Raw genomic sequence first — 16435 nt, 5'->3', positions numbered from 1 at the left:
GGTCAACCCTGGAGCGCACGAATCAGGCAGGAGATTTTCCGGTCGAGACGGCCGTACTCACCGTCGTGGTGCTCGCGCGGGTCAGCTGGGCGCCGTGTCCGTCCAGTCGGCGGTGCGCACCGTCGTCGTGCTCCCGACAGATCCGGTGGGCAGTTCCGGGAAGTTGGCGTTCGGCCCGAGGACCACCTCCTCGCTCGCGAGGGCACGACCGCTCGCCGGGGCGATCACCAGGCGCTGCTGTACGTGTATCGGCTGGCCGAGGGGGTCGATCTCGTCCATCGCGACCGCCGTTCCCTCGCGTCCGTAGGCGTCACGCACCGTGCCGGCCGGCTTCACGTCCGGCAGCGTGGCGAGCATCCGGAAGGCGGCCGCTCGCACCTTCGGCGTGACCGGCGAGTACAGGATCAGGGAGGAACCCTGCACGAACAGCCATTCTTCGAGGGCGGCACGCGTCCCCGGCGGTGGAGCCCACGGCCTGGGCATGGCGGACGGGAAGGCACTCGGTAGTTTCCCGACATTCGGCTTTCGCTGGGTCGGGCTGTCCGGTAGCGCGAGCAGCCAGGTGCGCAGCTTTCCGGGATCGGCCGGGAGTTGCCGCAGTCGGTCCAAGCCCGCCTGCGATGCGGCCCCCATCCCGTCGAGTATCTCGGCTGCGCTCCCACGCCACACGACCACGCGCTCAGGGGCCCTGGTCCGCTTGCCCCTCGAAGTACGGAAAACACGAGGAGAGCCCGCCTTTCGCCAGGCCTCCCGGTCGGCAGGGGTGGCCGGCTGGGCACCGAGATCCTGCTGTCGGTCGATCGCCTTCCCCGATCGGTCCGCCGCCTGCCAGGACTCCTCGCGGCTCGTGTTGCGGATCAGATATCCGCCGGTCTTGACCTTCTGGAACCAGCGGGTGCTCGCGTCGACGTGCCAGTATCTCCCCGTCGTCGCCGGCTGCCGGTCGGCCCGCAAAGCGGCGTTGAGCAGCACCGTACGCGCCGTGGCAGCCTGCGGCGTAGGCGAAGTCCGCGAGGGAGGCTCCGGTGGCATGGTCACGACGACGGCGACCGCCGCGGTGACGGCGACGATCGCCAGCCCGGCCCCCGGCACCACCCAGCGCCGTCGGGGACGGCGGCGGTCCTGGCGCGCCACGCCGTCGAGCCGAGCGCGGGCCGCCATCACCTCGCGCGCGGGAGCGGGCGCGGGCGGCTCGTAAAGATCGCGAATCATCCGGATCTCATCCATCGTGGTCCTCCAGGCCGAGCAGCGGATTGGTCCCGCCCAGCGCCTCACGTAGTTTTCGTCTGGCCCGGTTCAGCCGCGACCCGACCGTGCCGTACGGGATGTCCAGCGCGGCGGCCACCTCCTCGTGGCTCAGACCGGCGAGCGCGACGAGCAGCACGACGTCCCGGTCGCCGGCGGACAGCCCGGCGAGGGCTCCCGAGAGCCGCTTTCGCAGTCCTTCGGCGGCGAGTCGTCCGGTGGTCCGTTCCTCGTGTTCCTCGGACTCCGGATCCGGTGCCAGCCGGTCCATGGCGCGCAGTTTCCGCAGCTCACTGCGCCGGTGCTTGCCGACCAGCTTGGTGGCGAACCCGTACAGCCAGGTCCGTACGCTGGCGCGCCCGGGGTCGTACCGGTGCCGCTTGCGGAACGCGGCGACGAACGTCTCGGCGGCGATGTCGGACGCGTGCTCCACCCCGACCCGCCGGGACGCGTACGCACGGATCTCGGCGAAATAGGCGTCGAAGATCGCCCCGAAAACCTCAGGTGCGTCACGGGACTGCCGGATCATGGTGGCGTCGCGCTCCGCTTGGTCTCCGATGGCGGTACTCAAGTCGGGCTCTGTCTCATGTGGATCTCTCCATGGCGGGTTGGCGGTCACCCATGTCTCACCCGACGCGCCCGGCCACTTTCACGTGCGGCGTCCCGACCGTGCCAGGGCACGATCGGGACGGAGGGACCGCCGGGCGGCTCAGCCGCCGTACGCGGTGTTCGTCCAGCCCATCGCCACGTAGATCTCGCTGTGGGTGATGGCGCTCGGGATCGGCGGCACACCTGGCGGTGGGGGCGCGGACTTGCCGCCGTTGCCCTTGACGAGGACGACCTGGGTGCCGAGTGGCGTGTACGTCGACGGGTCGAGGAGCAGTTCGTTGTCCCCGGCTCGGCCGCGGTGAGCAGTACCTGCCGGGCCGTCAGGGGCCGGACCGGCTCGTGGGTCCCCGTTCCCCGGCCTGGCGAGCCGCCGGTGAGGCCGGCCACGAGAGCGAGCGCTGTGGCGGCGGACGGAACGCACCTTCACGCGGGCACGGCTGAGCCGCGAGCCGACCGTGCCGTACGGGATATCGAGCGCCTGGGCGATCTCCTGATGGGACAGGTCGCACAGGGCGTTTGAGCAGCAGGACGTCGCGGTCGCCCTTCGACAGCGCGGCGATGGCCCTGGCCGGCCGCGGCTGGAGGCCCTCGGCGGCCACCCAGTCGATGACGCGGTTCTCGTGGCCGTCGGCGACCTCCTCGACCCCGACACCGGTGAGTGCACGGTACCGGCGCGTCTCCTGGCGCCGGTGGTGCCTCGTTCGTCGCGGGCGTCGTATCGGTCCTGGCCCTCATCCGCGGCGCTCCGCCATGGGTCACCTTCCGGTGATCGGTGTGCTGACACCAGGCACTCCGCCGGAGAGACGAATACCTTTCATATGAGTAAATAGAGTTCTACGACGCGTTACATGAGCACATATCAGCATTCGCTTGACCGCCTTGCAGGTGCCGACGTCTGAGGCACGGCTCGAACTCTGGGCCTTGTGATGTCTGGAGGACGCAAGTGAAGAATGCTCTGAGCCGAGCGCCGACGGTGGGAATCGCCGCCGTCACCGCTTTCCTGGTGGGCGCGGGGACCGCGCACGCCGTCGTCACGCCGCCGCCCGGCATCACCACGCGAAGCACGCGGATCGCACAGATCGCGCAGATCACACAGATCACGTCGGCCTCTCTGGCCACACGCGCCACCTCGATACTGCCCGTGGCGATGCCACGCTCGTACCGGCTGAAGCTCCACGAGCAGTACCAGTGGACCAACTACTACTGCGTCCCCGCCTCCACGTCGATGAGCCTGTCCACCTTCGGGGTCAAGGTGAGCCAGGACGCGCTGGCCAGGAAGATGAGGACGACCACGAGGGGTACCGGCGGCGACACGGCGGCCTCCGTGATCGACGACTACCTTCATCCGCGCAGGTTCGACGACCGCGTCGTCGGCGACGTGGTCGACCACCCCGAGCTGCTGATGCAACGCGTGTCGTACGACGTCGGGTCCCTACGCCGGGCGCCGGTCATCCAGGTCTGGATGGAGCGCCTGCCCTGGAACAAGGGCAAGCTCAAGGGCCAGTGGATCGGCCATGCGATCGTCGCCTACGGCTACAACCAGCAGGCCGGCACGATCACGGTCTTCGACCCGTGGCGGCCGACCGGCGGCACCCACACGATCCCCGCCTCCGCTCTCGCCCGCACGCTCCAGTCAGGCGGCGGCATGCACTACATCTCGCGCCTCTGACGCCCGGCCGACGCCGACGACGCGTAGAACGCACGGGCCAGCTCGGACCTACGGGTCGTCTCGTCGACCTTTCCGTCCCCACTGAGATGACCGGGACGGCACTCGGCCAGTTCCTTCATGATGTCGTCCTTCACGACAGCCCCATCCCCATCGAGTCAACGGCGTGACGACCCTGGGGGACCTGCACGAGCGCCGCCAGCCGCTTGCGAGCCCGATGGAGCCGCACGCGCGCGTTGGCCGCCGTACACCCGAGGACGCCTGCCGCCTCGTGCGGGCTCAGCCCCTGCCACGCCATGAGTGTGAGCACCTCGCGGTCGGTGTCCGGCAGGTCGGCCATGGCCCCCAGCATCGCCAGCCGGTCGACGACATCCTCGGCGACGTCGGCGGCAGGCTCCTCGGTCCGGCGGCGGAGCGCCGCGGTGAGAGAGGCACGGCGCGCCTCGGCGCGTACCGCGTCCCGTATGACATTCCTCGCCACACCGAACAGCCACGGAAGCTCCGCCGACGGAATCTCGCGGCGTCGACGCCACGCGGCCATGAACGTCTCGCTCACGATCTCGTCGGCGGCCTCGGCCCCCGCGCGGCCGGCGGCGTACGCCCAGACCCGCTTGCGGTAGCGGTCGTACAAGGCCGTGAAGCGTTCCCGGTCATCATCGGCATCCACGCGCTCTCCGTCCTCTGGGCGGCGGTCACGAAGTAGTGGCCACAAGAGGGGCGGTTATTACGGGAACACGGGGGATTCTTCGGACGTTAGACCCAACAGCAAAGTTGAGTGAGCCAGACTCAAGTCATTTGACAGCGCAAGCTCGCTCGGGCAACCTTGCGTCTGCTGGACTCAGCTTCGAAAAGACGACACAGCACAGTCGGAGGAACCAACTCATGGCACGAGCGGTCGGTATCGACCTTGGGACGACCAACTCGGTCGTCGCGATCCTGGAGGGTGGCGAGCCCACCGTCATCGCCAACGCGGAGGGGTCGAGGACTACGCCGTCCGTCGTCGCCTTCGCCAAGAACGGCGAGGTTCTCGTCGGTGAGGTCGCCAAGCGCCAGGCGGTGACCAACGTCGACCGCACCATCCGGTCGGTCAAGCGCGAAATGGGCACCGACTGGAAGACCAAGATCGACGACAAGGACTTCACGCCCCAGCAGATCAGCGCGTTCGTGCTGCAGAAGCTGAAGCGCGATGCGGAGTCCTACCTCGGTGAGAAGATCACCGACGCGGTGATCACCGTTCCCGCGTACTTCTCGGACCACCAGCGGCAGGCGACCAAGGAGGCCGGCCAGATCGCGGGCCTCAACGTCCTGCGCATCATCAACGAGCCGACCGCCGCGGCGCTCGCCTACCACCTGGAGAAGGAGGGCGAGGCGACCATCCTCGTCTTCGACCTCGGTGGTGGCACCTTCGACGTCTCCCTCCTCGAGGTCGGCGACGGCGTCGTCGAGGTGAAGGCGACCAACGGCGACAACCACCTCGGTGGTGACGACTGGGACCAGAAGGTCGTCGACTGGCTGGTCACCAACTTCAAGAACGCCAACGGCGTCGACCTGGCCAAGGACAAGATGGCGCTGCAGCGCCTGCGTGAGGCCGCGGAGAAGGCCAAGATCGAGCTCTCCAGCTCTTCGGAGACGAGCATCAACCTGCCCTACATCACGGCATCCTCCGAGGGCCCGCTCCACCTGGACGAGAAGCTCACCCGGGCCGAGTTCCAGAAGATGACCTCCGACCTGCTCGACCGGTGCAAGACGCCGTTCCAGCAGGTGGTCAAGGACGCCGGCATCGCCCTGAACGACATCAACCACGTCGTTCTCGTCGGTGGCTCGACCCGTATGCCCGCCGTCGCCGACCTGGTCAAGAGCCTGACCGGCGGCAAGGAGGCCAACAAGGGCGTCAACCCCGACGAGGTCGTAGCGGTCGGCGCGTCCCTGCAGGCCGGTGTCCTCAAGGGCGAGGTCAAGGACGTCCTGCTCCTCGACGTGACCCCGCTGAGCCTGGGCATCGAGACCAAGGGCGGCATCTTCACCAAGATCATCGAGCGGAACACCACGATCCCGACCAAGCGGTCGGAGGTCTTCACGACCGCCGATGACAACCAGCCGTCCGTGGAGATCCAGGTCTACCAGGGCGAGCGCGAGATCGCGGCGTACAACAAGAAGCTCGGCACCTTCCAGCTGACGGGCCTGCCCCCGGCGCCCCGCGGCGTGCCGCAGATCGAGGTCACCTTCGACATCGACGCCAACGGCATCGTGAACGTCGGCGCCAAGGACCTCGGCACCGGCAAGGAGCAGTCGATGGTCATCACGGGCGGCTCGGCGCTGCCCAAGGACGACATCGACAAGATGATGCGCGAGGCCGAGCAGTACGCCGAGGAGGACCGCAAGCGACGCGAGGAGACCGAGACCCGCAACAACGCCGACACCCTCGCCTACTCCACCGAGAAGTTCCTCGGGGAGAACGACGAGAAGATCCCGGCCGAGGTCAAGACCGAGGTCCAGACGGCGCTGGACGAGGTCAAGAAGACCCTCGAGGGCACCGACATCGACGCGATCCGCACGGCGTCGGAGCAGCTCGCGCAGGTCAGCCAGAAGATGGGCGCCGCGATGTACGCCCAGAACCAGCCTGGTGAGGACGCCGCACAGGGCGCCACCACCGACGAGGCCGGCGCGCCCCAGGAGGACGAGGTCGTCGACGCCGAGATCGTGGACGACGAGAACACCAAGCGCGAAGGCGGTGCGGCGTGAGCCGCAGCCTCCTTCCGCAGGCAGTAGCCGAGGAGGTCAGAGCGTGACGGAGCGTCATGACGACGCCGAGGAGCGCGAGGGCCCGGTGATCCGCGACAAGCGGCGCATCGATCCCGAGACGGGCAAGGTCCGGGAGCCGGCTGAGCCGGCTCCCGAGTCCTCCCCGAGCGCACCCACGGCCACCGACAACGAAGAGGCCGCGGACATCAAGAAGCAACTGGCGGAGCGCACGCTCGACCTGCAGCGGCTCCAGGCGGAGTACTCCAACTACCGCAAACGGGTCGACCGGGACCGGGCGACCGTCCGTGAGCAGGCGCTCGCGAACGTCCTGTCCGAGCTCCTGCCGGTGCTCGACGACATCGGACGGGCCCGCGAGCACGACGAGCTGAACGGCGGGTTCAAGCAGGTCGCGGAGCGGCTGGAGGGCACGGTCGGCAAGCTCGGGCTGAAGTCCTTCGGGACTCCGGGCGAGCCGTTCGACCCGAACGTCCACGAGGCGCTCATGCATTCGTTCTCCGCCGACGTCAGCGAGCCGACGGCCGTGCAGATCCTGCAGCCGGGGTACGGCATCGGCGAGCGGATCCTGCGGCCGGCGCGGGTCGCGGTGGCCGAGCCGGGCGGCGGGCCGGACGAGACGGAGCCGGAGCGAGCCGAAGAGCCCGAGCGGTCCGAGGCCGCAGAGGCGCAGACCGAGACCGAGGGGAAGCCCGAGGTTCCGGCGTCCGACGACGACTGAGACGAACAAAAGACGAACGGAACGAGGTAAGGGACGCCCGTGAGCACCAAGGACTACCTGGAGAAGGACTACTACAAGGTCCTCGGTGTTCCGAAGACCGCCACCCCGGACGAGATCAAGAAGTCCTACCGGAAGCTCGCCCGGCAGTACCACCCGGACGCCAACAAGGGTGACTCCGAGGCCGAGGAGAAGTTCAAGACCATCTCCGAGGCCTACGACGTGCTGTCGGACGAGAAGAGCCGCAAGGAGTACGACGAGGCCCGCAGCCTGTTCCGCGGGACGGGTCCGCGCGGTGGCGGTCAGGGCGGTTTCGGCTTCGACCTGGGTGACCTGTTCGGCAACACGGGCGGCACCACGGGTACGGGCACGCCTCCCGGCGGGACCGGCGAGCGCATCGGCGACCTGTTCGGTGGGCTGTTCGGCCGCAGGCAGGGCGGCACGACCCAGCGGGCGCGCCGGGGCACCGACGTCGAGTCCGAGATCACGCTGACCTTCGGCGAGGCCCTCGACGGGCGTACGGTGCCGCTCCGGCTGACCAGCGAGGCGGCATGCCCGACCTGCCGGGGGACCGGCGCCAAGACCGGCACGGTCCCCCGCGTCTGCCCGCGCTGTGAGGGCACCGGGCAGGAGAGCCGCAACGCGGGCGGGTTCGCCTTCTCCGAGCCCTGCCGCGAGTGCCACGGCCGCGGACTGATCGTCGACGACCCCTGCACGACCTGCTACGGCAGCGGCCGGGCCCAGAGCACCCGCACGATCCAGGCGCGCATTCCGGCCGGGGTCGACGACGGGCAGCGGATCCGGCTCAAGGGCAAGGGCGCGCCGGGAGAGAACGGCGGGCCGAACGGCGACCTGTACGTCCTCGTGCACGTCACGCCGCACAAGGTGTTCGGCCGCTCGGGCGACAACCTCACGCTGAAGGTGCCCGTCACCTTCCCGGAGGCCGCGCTCGGCGCCGAGATCAAGGTGCCGATCCACCGGGGCCAGCCGAAGACCGTACGCATCGCGCCGGGCACACCCAACGGACGGGTGCTGCGGGTACGCGGCCAGGGCGCGTCCCGGCGCGACGGCACCAAGGGCGACCTGCTCGTCACCGTCGACGTACAGGTCCCGACCGAGATCGACGAGACCACCCGCGAGGCCCTGGAGAAGATCACCGGGAGCCTTGGCGGCGATGATGTGCGCGGTGACCTGCTGCGGATGGCGAGAGAGGAGTGATCGTGACCGTGACCGAGCGAAGCGAGGGAACCGACAAGCACAGCATCGTGATCACTCCGCCGACGGAGGAGGACTCGTGAATCCTTTCGGCGACGACAGTCCGGTCTACGTCATCTCGGTGGCCGCGGAGCTGTCCGGCCTGCACCCGCAGACGCTGCGCACGTACGACCGGATGGGCCTGGTCTCGCCGGGCCGTACGTCCGGCCGCGGCCGCCGCTACTCCATGCGCGACATCGTGTTGCTGCGGGAGATCCAGCGGCTGTCACAGGACGAGGGCATCAACCTCGCCGGTATCAGGCAGATCCTCGACCTGCAGCGTGAGTCCGAGGTCCTACGGGCCGAGGTCGTACGGCTACGGGGGCTGGTCGAGGAGCTGGGCAACGAGCTGGAGTCCACCCGTGCGGTGGCCGCCCGGCTCGCCCGGCTGAAGAACACCCCCGAGTCGGCGGGCGGCGCCGAGCTGGTGCCGATCCGCCAGACCAGTGTTGTGCTGTGGCGTGCGCGCGGGGAGGAATAAGTGGACTACAAACTGACCCAGAAGAGTCAGGAGGCGGTATCGACCGCCGTACGCCGGGCGGCGACCGAGGGACACCCGCAGGTCGAGCCGGCACACCTGCTCGTCGCGCTGCTGTCCCAGGGCGACGGCACGGCACGACCGCTCCTGGAGGCGGTGGGCGCGGATCCGCAGGCACTGCGCCGCCGGGCCGAGGAGCAGATCGACGCACTGCCGAAGGCGGCCGGCTCGACCGTCGGCGCGCCGCAGACCTCACGTCCGCTGCTGGTCGTGCTGAACACCGCGGCCAACCGTGCCAAGCAGCTCGAGGATGAGTACGTCTCCACCGAGCACCTGCTGGTCGGCCTGGCCTCCGACGGCGGTCCGGTCGCGACGCTGCTGCGCGAGAACGGCGCGACTCCGGACGCCCTGCTGGAGGCCTTCGAGCAGGTACGCGGGCACGCGCGCGTGACGAGTGAGAACCCCGAGGAGACCTACCAGGCGCTGGAAAAGTACGGCGTCGACCTGACCGCGCAGGCCCGCGAGGGCAAGCTCGACCCGGTCATCGGCCGCGACACCGAGATCCGCCGCGTGGTCCAGGTGCTGTCCCGGCGTACGAAGAACAACCCGGTGCTCATCGGTGAGCCCGGCGTGGGCAAGACCGCGGTGGTCGAAGGTCTGGCCCAGCGGATCGTCGCCGGCGACGTCCCGGAGACGCTGAAGAACAAGCAGCTGATCTCGCTCGACCTGTCCGCGATGGTCGCGGGCGCGAAGTTCCGCGGCGAGTTCGAAGAGCGCCTCAAGGCCGTGCTGAACGAGATCAAGCAGAGCGACGGGCGGGTCGTCACGTTCATCGACGAGCTGCACACCATGGTCGGCGCGGGCGCGGCCGAGGGCTCGATGGACGCCGGCAACATGCTCAAGCCGATGCTGGCCCGCGGTGAGCTGCACATGATCGGCGCCACCACGCTGGACGAATACCGCGAGCGGATCGAGAAGGACTCGGCGCTGGAGCGCCGGTTCCAGCAGGTCCTGGTCGGCGAGCCGTCGGTCGAGGACACGATCGCGATCCTGCGCGGCCTCAAGGGCCGCTACGAGGGACACCACGAGGTTCAGATCGCCGACGCGGCGCTCGTCGCCGCGGCCGCGCTCTCCGACCGGTACATCACCGCTCGATTCCTGCCGGACAAGGCGATCGACCTTGTCGACGAGGCCGCATCCCGGCTGCGCATGGAGATCGATTCACGGCCGGTCGAGATCGACGAGTTGCAGCGTGTGGTCGACCGGCTGGAGATGGAGCAACACCAGCTCAGCAAGGAGTCCGACGAGGCCTCCCAGCAGCGGCACGAACGGCTCAAGGCCGAGCTCGCCGACCGTAGGGAACAGCTCAACGGCTTGAACGCGCGCTGGGCCCAGGAGAAGGAGGGCCTCAACAAGGTCGGTGAACTGAAGAAGCGCATCGACGAGGCCGAGAGTCGACGCGAGCAGGCCTTCCGCCAGGCTCAGGTCGACGGCGATTGGAAGGCCCCCAGCGACATCGCGATCGAGATCAAACAGCTGCGCGACGACCTGGAGGCCGCAGCGGAGGCCGCCAAGAACCGGGACGCCATGGTCAGGGAGGAGGTCACCGCCGACGACGTCGCCGAGGTCGTCGCGGCGTGGACCGGTATCCCGGCCGGGCGCCTTCTCGAAGGCGAGACCGCCAAGCTGCTGCGCATGGAGGAGGAGCTGGGCCGGCGCCTGATCGGGCAGTCCGATGCCGTGCGCGCCGTTTCCGATGCGGTACGCCGCGCGCGGGCGGGCGTCTCCGACCCGGACCGCCCGACGGGTTCGTTCCTGTTCCTCGGCCCGACCGGTGTCGGCAAGACCGAGCTGGCCAAGGCGCTGGCGGACTTCCTGTTCGACGACGAGCGTGCCACGGTCCGCATCGACATGAGCGAGTACGGCGAGAAGCACTCGGTCGCGCGGCTCGTCGGTGCGCCTCCCGGCTATGTCGGCTACGAGGAGGGCGGCCAGCTGACCGAGGCGGTACGCCGCCGCCCGTACTGCGTCGTGCTGCTGGACGAGGTCGAGAAGGCCCATCCTGAGGTCTTCGACGTGCTGCTCCAGGTGCTGGACGACGGCCGCCTGACCGACGGCCAGGGCCGCACGGTCGACTTCCGCAACACGATCCTGATCATGACGTCGAACCTCGGCTCGCAGTTCCTGGTCGACCCGGCCCTCGACAACGGGGCGCGGCGTGAGGCCGTGCTCACGGCGGTGCGCGGCAACTTCAAGCCGGAGTTCCTCAACCGCCTCGACGACGTGATCATCTTCGACGCGCTGACGACGGAGGAGCTGACGAAGATCGTCGACCTGCAGGTCGACCGGCTGGCACGCCGCCTGTCCGACCGGCGGCTGACGCTGACCGTGACCGACGGGGCCCGCGAGTGGCTGGCCCTGACCGGCTTCGACCCGGCGTACGGCGCCCGTCCGCTCCGCCGGCTCGTGCAGAGCGCCATCGGCGACCAGCTCGCCCGCGAGCTGCTGTCCGGCGAGATCCGCGACGGCGACGAGGTCGTCGTGGACGTCGACGAGGCCGCGGACACGCTGACCGTAAAGCCCGGCGTCCCGGTCGCCTGACCAAGGTCATCGGCGCCGTCACCGCCCTTCGCGGTGACGGCGCCGGATCTTTCATCGACCCCTCCAAGTGGACGCCGATGCCGGTTTTGGCGTATTGCATACATGTATGACGCAACTCCTCGTTGGTCCCCTGCTCCGTCACGTCGGCCCTGATACGGCCGCTGTCTGGGTAGAGACCGACCAGCCGTGCGACGTGCGGGTGCTCGACACCACGACGCCGACGTTCACCGTCCACGGACACCACTACGCGCTCGTCCAGATCGAAGGCCTCGCCCCCGGATCGGACACCGAGTACGAGGTCGCACTCGACGACCAGACCGTATGGCCGAAACCCGGGTCACCGCCGAGCCGCATCCGGATGCCGGCGCCCGGCCAGGGTCAGCGGATCAGCTTCGGGTCGTGCCGGGTCGCCCCCGGCGTGGAGAAGACCCACGGGCCCGACGTGCTGGGGGCGTACGCGCGCCGGCTCGCGGGTGGGCACGAATGGCCCGACCTGCTGCTGATGGTCGGCGACCAGGTCTACGCGGATGAGACCGGGCCGGAGATGCAGGAGTTCATCAAGGCCCGTCGCGACACCGGCGAGCCGCCGGGCCTGGAGATCGCCGACTACGAGGAGTACACCCGGCTCTACCAGCTGGCCTGGACCGACGACGACATGGTCCGCTGGCTGCTGTCCACCGTGCCGACGCTGATGATCTTCGATGACCATGACATCCGGGACGACTGGAACACCTCCGAGACCTGGCTCCGCGACATCCGCGCCCAGCCGTGGTGGCACGAACGGATCACCGGCGGGCTCGGCTCGTACTGGGTCTACCAGCACCTGGGCAACATGTCGGCGGAGAAGCGCTCCCAGGACCCCGTCTACCGGGACGTCCTGGACGCCGACGGCGACGCCGGGGACATCGTCGACAAGTTCGCCGAACGCGCCGACGAGCAGGCGGACGGCACTCGCTGGAGCTACGCGCACGACTACGGGCGCACCCGGCTGATCGTCGTCGACAGCCGCTGCGGACGCGTGCTGCGCGACGGCAAGAGGGCCATGCTGGACGACGACGAGCTCGCCTGGGTCCAGGAACAGTGCCGCGGTGACGTGGACCACCTGGTCGTGGCCACCTCGCTGCCGTACCTGCTTCCCGCGACCATCCACCACCTGGAGTCATTCGACGAGGCGATCGCGGGCGGGGCGTGGGGCCGCCGGATGGCCAGACTCGGCGAGAAGATCCGGCAGGGCGCCGACCTGGAGCACTGGGCGGCGTTCGAGAGGTCCTTCAGCGCCCTCGCGGACACGCTCCTGGAGGTGGCGCGGCGCGACGACGGGCCGCAGAGCATCACGCTCGTCTCCGGCGACGTGCACTACTCCTACCTCGCCAGGGTCGCCAACACCTCGACCCCGATCTCCCAGGTCGTCTGCTCGCCGATGCGCAACCACCTGCCGATGAAGTACCGCATGATCCAGCGGGCGGCCTACGGACGGGTCACCGACGTACCCGCGCGCGCACTGGCCCGGCTGGCCGGAGTGCCCAAGACGCCGATGCGGTGGCGGCTGAGCCACGGCCCGTGGTTCCACAACGCCGTCGCCACGCTGCACTTCGAGGACGGCAAGGCTTTCGTGCGCTGGGAGGCGGTCGACCCGGACACGGAGCTCTACGAGATCGACCACGCGTCCCTGTCGAAGACCCCCAGGCTCTGAGAGCGGCTCAGCGGAACTGCTGGTCCGGCGCCTCGTCGGTCCTCTTCAGCAGCTCGTCCAGCAGCTCGTCGTACTCGTCCTCGGGGCGGCGCAGGTCGAGACGGGAGCGGTAGCGGATCCGCAGCAGGCCCTCGAGGCTGTCCGGGTCGTTCGCCCGTGCCAGGTCGGCGCCGGCGGTGGACCAGTCGTGCGCACCGACCAGCTCGCCCTGCTCGTAGAGCAGCTCGGCCACCGCGCGGTAGATCTCCGGATCCCGCGGTGACTCGGCGCGCACCTGCTCGATCAGCGCACCGGCCTCGTCGCGCCGGTCCAGCTCGAACAGGGCACCGGCCAGGTAGATGCGCGGGTCGCCGTAGGTATCACCACCGTCGACGAGGGCGCCACGGAACGTCTCAGCGGCCTTCGCGTGCTCTCCCGCGTGCTGCCACTGCTCACCCGCGCGCAGCAACAGGCTGGCGCGTGAAACGCCGCCTGAGACCGTCTCGGCGAGCTCGACGAAACGCCTCGCCGCCGAGGCGTGGTCGCCCGTTCGGAGCGTGTCGAACTCCATGTCATCGAGATCGTCTTCGGTCACATGCGTCACCTTCTAGACGCTACCCGTCGGACCTCCTGCGAATCTGGTCATTTCGCATCATCCCCGAGATGCGTCACAGGGGTTCGCCGGCCGGGAGGGCCCCGCCACGAAAAAGGTTATCGTGATCAGACGCGACGCGAGCGTTCGAGCGCGTCCCAGAATCCGCGTCGCAACGCGTGGCGCACCTCGTCATGCAGCAGAAAGTCGATCGGCAGCGACGAGCCTTGCAGCAGCCGGGCCTCCAGATCCGAAGGCATCCGGGGCTTGCGCGCGAGTACGGCTTCGAGCCAGAGGGCCGGCGCGTCGCGTGCGACCGACTCGCCGAAATCCTGACCCTCCTGATGGGCGGCCTTGACCGCGTCGGAGAGCGTCGGCGTGGACTGCTGCGGCTGTGGCGGCGGAATCTGCTGCGGGCCGGTGTAGGGACCGACCGGCTGCTGGACGTACTGCTGGCCGCTGGTGTTGTTGGGCTGGCCCGAACCCGGCGAGACCCGGCCCGGCGACGAGCCGCCCGGTGGGCCGACCGCCGGCTTCGACGGGATGATCGGCGGTGTGGGCGCCGCGTGCGTGGGCGCCGAGCGCAGGGGCGGCATCGGCGAGTGACTCGAGCTCGACGGCGACCCCAGGCCCGCGGTCGACGGGCTGCCGAGCTGCGGTGGGTGACCGATCGGCGTGCTCGGCGGCGGGCTCGCGTGCTGGGTCGGTGAGTGCAGCGGCGACAGCGCGCCGCCGCTGCTGGAGTGCCCGTTCGAGAGCGGCGGCGCGGAGGTGTCCATGCCGGCCAGCAGGTTGACGTACGGCCGGAGGTGCCCGGAGCCGATCTCGATGAGGTCGTCGCACTCGTGGCGGAGCACCCGCGAGATGGTCCAGTTGCCGTCGACCGCGACGTGCACGACGGTCACGCGTACGCCGTGGTCCTGTGCCTCGGCGATCACCGGTGCGATGTCCTCGTCGCCGCTGACGACGATGGCGTCCGCGACACCGCCGTTGCGGGCGAGGGTCATCAGGTCGCGGTGGATCTCGGTGTCCACGCCTTCGCGGCGGCCGGGGCGGATGCGCGAGAGGCGGAGCTTGATGCCCGGCAGGTCGGCGAGCGCGTCGTGCTCGGGTGAGCGGCGGCCTTCGACGGTCGCCTCGTACCAGTAGCAGCGCAGCAGAGGGAGGCCGGTGCGTTCGCGTGCGAGGTTGCCAAGGAGCTGGAGCATGCCGCCGAAGTCCCAGGAGACGGACTCACGACGGCGGGTTCCGTGCACCGCCATCGCGCCGTCCGCCAGGAGATAGCTGGCATCAACGAACAGCGCGCAGCGATCCACGCGACACCGCCCCTTCCTCGGCACGAGACCCTATATCTGCGACCCACGGGTGAGCTTTCGAGCCGGCGAGCGACCTTGGTCCAAAGCGTAGTGAAGTCCGCCGCTGGCGTATGCCGATCCAGTAATTGGAAGCTCCTGAGGACTATGGGGCGAATGCGGCTTACTTACGCTCGGCTGGCCTGACTTCTCCCGCGTGTCACCGTTGACTCGGTCGCTCGTCACCGTACGACGAGACTGTATGTCGAGTTGCCCGGCCACGCAGCGTGACTTCCGAAAGCCTGACACGTCCTTGCGTCCGTTCCGCGACGGTATCACCCAGTTCTCAGGCGACGGAATATCTCAAAGAGCCGACATCAAGGTCCGCAGAGCCTCGGCCGTACCCTCCGGATCCCGCACGGCCGCGAAGTGCCCGACCGGGTGGTCGGCGACCGCCCAGCCGCGCATCCGCGCCTGTTTCGCCTGGTCCTCGTGGCGCGTCGACGTGCGCAGATAGCCGCAGGGCGCGTCCGGCCAGTCCTGCGGCATCGGCGGTTCCTCGGCGAAGTAGCCGGCGTCGCGCGCACGCACGGTGACCCCGGCGGGGACCTCGCCCTCGGAGTAGCCCCGGCGGTCCCCCGCCGGACCCGGAAGGACGGCGTCGACGAAGACGTAGCCGCCCACGAGCCGGTGTGCGGCGCGCTGCGCGGCGCCGATCGCGGGCAGCAGCGGCCCGGCGTCACCGTGCGCGACGAGCACGACCGGCGGGCGCACTCCGGCCGCGGTGATCTCCAGCGCGGCCCGCGCGACGTACCGGGGGCCGTACGGGGGACGGTCGTCGTCGGTGACCTCGGGCACGACGACGTCGTACGGGCCGAGGGCCGCCGGCAGCGCACCCCACGCCGACGCGGTGCTCAGCGGGCTGTGCAGCAGGACGAGCGTGCCTGGTGTCATGGCTACAGTTTCAGGCATGACGGACCGGGACGATCTCCTCGCCGAGATCAAGAGCAAGGCGGTCGTGCACGGCAGGGTGGTCCTGTCGTCCGGCCGGGAAGCCGACTTCTACGTCGACCTGCGCCGCGTGACCCTCGACGGGCAGGCCGCGCCACTGGTCGGGCGGACGATGCTCGACCTGACCGAGGACCTCGGCTACGACGCGGTCGGCGGGCTGACGCTCGGCGCCGACCCGGTCGCCACCGCGATGCTGCACGCCGCGGCCGCACGGGGGCGGCGGCTCGACGCGTTCGTCGTACGCAAGGAGGGCAAGGCGCACGGGCTGCAGCGGCGGATCGAGGGGCCGGACGTCGCGGGGCGGCGCGTGCTCGCCGTCGAGGACACCTCGACGACCGGAGGCTCGGTGCTGACCGCGGTCGAGGCGCTGCGTGAGGCGGGTGCGGAGATCGCCGGGGTCGCCACCATCGTGGAGCGCGGCGCCCAGCCCCGCATCGCCGAGGCGGGTCTGGAGTACCGCTCGGTCTTCACCGTCGCCGACCTGGGTCTGGACTAGGGCGTGGGGAGCACGAAGGGCGGATCATACGGACTCGACGCGGC

The 16435-nt window shown here is 69.6% G+C and carries 16 protein-coding genes and 1 pseudogene; 8 read left to right on the top strand and 9 right to left on the bottom strand.

The features are described from left to right. Nucleotides 1-81: 81 nt before the first annotated feature. From FB559_RS16855 to FB559_RS45550, 4 genes and pseudogenes are all read right to left on the bottom strand, one after another. Nucleotides 82-1212, bottom strand: coding sequence for a CU044_5270 family protein (locus FB559_RS16855; protein ID WP_141956500.1), 1131 nt, complete (start codon nucleotides 1210-1212; stop codon nucleotides 82-84). Nucleotides 1213-1219: 7 nt separating this feature from the next. Further along, the gene (locus tag FB559_RS16850) at nucleotides 1220-1816 is read right to left on the bottom strand and encodes an RNA polymerase sigma factor (protein ID WP_246121674.1); all 597 of its coding nucleotides are present in this window, start codon (nucleotides 1814-1816) and stop codon (nucleotides 1220-1222) included. Between the two features lie 138 nt (nucleotides 1817-1954). Next, complete coding sequence (locus FB559_RS45555) at nucleotides 1955-2281, bottom strand: hypothetical protein (protein ID WP_246122643.1); 327 nt, start codon at nucleotides 2279-2281, stop codon at nucleotides 1955-1957. A 36-nt stretch (nucleotides 2282-2317) separates the two neighbouring features. Further along, nucleotides 2318-2506 (bottom strand): annotated as a pseudogene (locus FB559_RS45550) (hypothetical protein); the annotation flags it as partial. A gap of 291 nt (nucleotides 2507-2797) precedes the next feature. On the opposite strand from FB559_RS45550, the gene FB559_RS16840 reads away from it, so the two are divergent. Continuing rightward, nucleotides 2798-3523: a C39 family peptidase gene (locus FB559_RS16840; protein WP_141956499.1), complete on the top strand. Its 726-nt coding sequence runs from the start codon at nucleotides 2798-2800 to the stop codon at nucleotides 3521-3523. Here the strand turns inward: FB559_RS16840 and FB559_RS43930 are convergent. Both FB559_RS43930 and FB559_RS16835 read right to left on the bottom strand, forming a co-directional pair. Beyond that, the gene (locus FB559_RS43930) at nucleotides 3505-3657 is read right to left on the bottom strand and encodes a hypothetical protein (protein WP_185792258.1); all 153 of its coding nucleotides are present in this window, start codon (nucleotides 3655-3657) and stop codon (nucleotides 3505-3507) included. The genes FB559_RS16840 and FB559_RS43930 overlap by 19 nt on opposite strands. Then, nucleotides 3654-4187 carry an RNA polymerase sigma factor gene (locus FB559_RS16835; protein ID WP_246121672.1) on the bottom strand — a complete coding sequence of 178 codons (534 nt, stop codon included), beginning with the start codon at nucleotides 4185-4187 and terminating at the stop codon, nucleotides 3654-3656. Before FB559_RS16835 ends, FB559_RS43930 begins: the two co-directional genes overlap by 4 nt. A gap of 215 nt (nucleotides 4188-4402) precedes the next feature. On the opposite strand from FB559_RS16835, the gene dnaK reads away from it, so the two are divergent. The 6 genes from dnaK (at nucleotide 4403) to FB559_RS16805 (ending at nucleotide 13021) form a co-directional block, all read left to right on the top strand. Beyond that, nucleotides 4403-6262, top strand: a complete 1860-nt coding sequence (dnaK, locus tag FB559_RS16830; protein WP_141956498.1) for a molecular chaperone DnaK — start codon at nucleotides 4403-4405, stop codon at nucleotides 6260-6262. 43 nt (nucleotides 6263-6305) lie between these two features. Continuing rightward, the gene (grpE, locus tag FB559_RS16825; protein WP_141956497.1) at nucleotides 6306-6998 is read left to right on the top strand and encodes a nucleotide exchange factor GrpE; all 693 of its coding nucleotides are present in this window, start codon (nucleotides 6306-6308) and stop codon (nucleotides 6996-6998) included. A gap of 39 nt (nucleotides 6999-7037) precedes the next feature. Continuing rightward, nucleotides 7038-8213: a molecular chaperone DnaJ gene (gene dnaJ, locus FB559_RS16820; protein WP_141956496.1), complete on the top strand. Its 1176-nt coding sequence runs from the start codon at nucleotides 7038-7040 to the stop codon at nucleotides 8211-8213. Between the two features lie 76 nt (nucleotides 8214-8289). Then, nucleotides 8290-8730 (top strand): heat shock protein transcriptional repressor HspR, encoded by a 441-nt coding sequence (locus FB559_RS16815; RefSeq protein ID WP_246121670.1) that lies wholly within the window; start codon nucleotides 8290-8292, stop codon nucleotides 8728-8730. Then, complete coding sequence (clpB, locus tag FB559_RS16810; protein WP_141956495.1) at nucleotides 8731-11328, top strand: ATP-dependent chaperone ClpB; 2598 nt, start codon at nucleotides 8731-8733, stop codon at nucleotides 11326-11328. Between the two features lie 106 nt (nucleotides 11329-11434). Further along, nucleotides 11435-13021 carry an alkaline phosphatase D family protein gene (locus FB559_RS16805; RefSeq protein ID WP_141956494.1) on the top strand — a complete coding sequence of 529 codons (1587 nt, stop codon included), beginning with the start codon at nucleotides 11435-11437 and terminating at the stop codon, nucleotides 13019-13021. Nucleotides 13022-13028: 7 nt separating this feature from the next. On the opposite strand, the gene FB559_RS16800 is transcribed toward FB559_RS16805, so the two are convergent. The 3 genes from FB559_RS16800 to FB559_RS45545 form a co-directional block, all read right to left on the bottom strand. Beyond that, on the bottom strand, nucleotides 13029-13595 hold the full coding sequence (locus tag FB559_RS16800; RefSeq protein WP_141956493.1) for a tetratricopeptide repeat protein: 567 nt from the start codon (nucleotides 13593-13595) through the stop codon (nucleotides 13029-13031). A 125-nt stretch (nucleotides 13596-13720) separates the two neighbouring features. Then, a complete protein-coding gene (locus tag FB559_RS16795; RefSeq protein ID WP_141956492.1) occupies nucleotides 13721-14908 on the bottom strand; it encodes an NYN domain-containing protein in 1188 nt (395 codons plus the stop codon). A 339-nt stretch (nucleotides 14909-15247) separates the two neighbouring features. Continuing rightward, entirely contained in the window at nucleotides 15248-15838 is a 591-nt protein-coding gene (locus FB559_RS45545) for a hypothetical protein (protein WP_246121668.1), read from the bottom strand. Nucleotides 15839-15854: 16 nt separating this feature from the next. On the opposite strand from FB559_RS45545, the gene pyrE reads away from it, so the two are divergent. Continuing rightward, nucleotides 15855-16391: an orotate phosphoribosyltransferase gene (gene pyrE, locus FB559_RS16785; RefSeq protein WP_141956491.1), complete on the top strand. Its 537-nt coding sequence runs from the start codon at nucleotides 15855-15857 to the stop codon at nucleotides 16389-16391. Nucleotides 16392-16435: the final 44 nt, after the last annotated feature.

It is taken from the genome of Actinoallomurus bryophytorum (genome assembly GCF_006716425.1).
Taxonomy (GTDB): domain Bacteria; phylum Actinomycetota; class Actinomycetes; order Streptosporangiales; family Streptosporangiaceae; genus Actinoallomurus; species Actinoallomurus bryophytorum.
The sequence above is the reverse complement of the archived record's forward strand: the minus strand, read 5'-3'. Positions and strand labels throughout refer to the sequence as shown.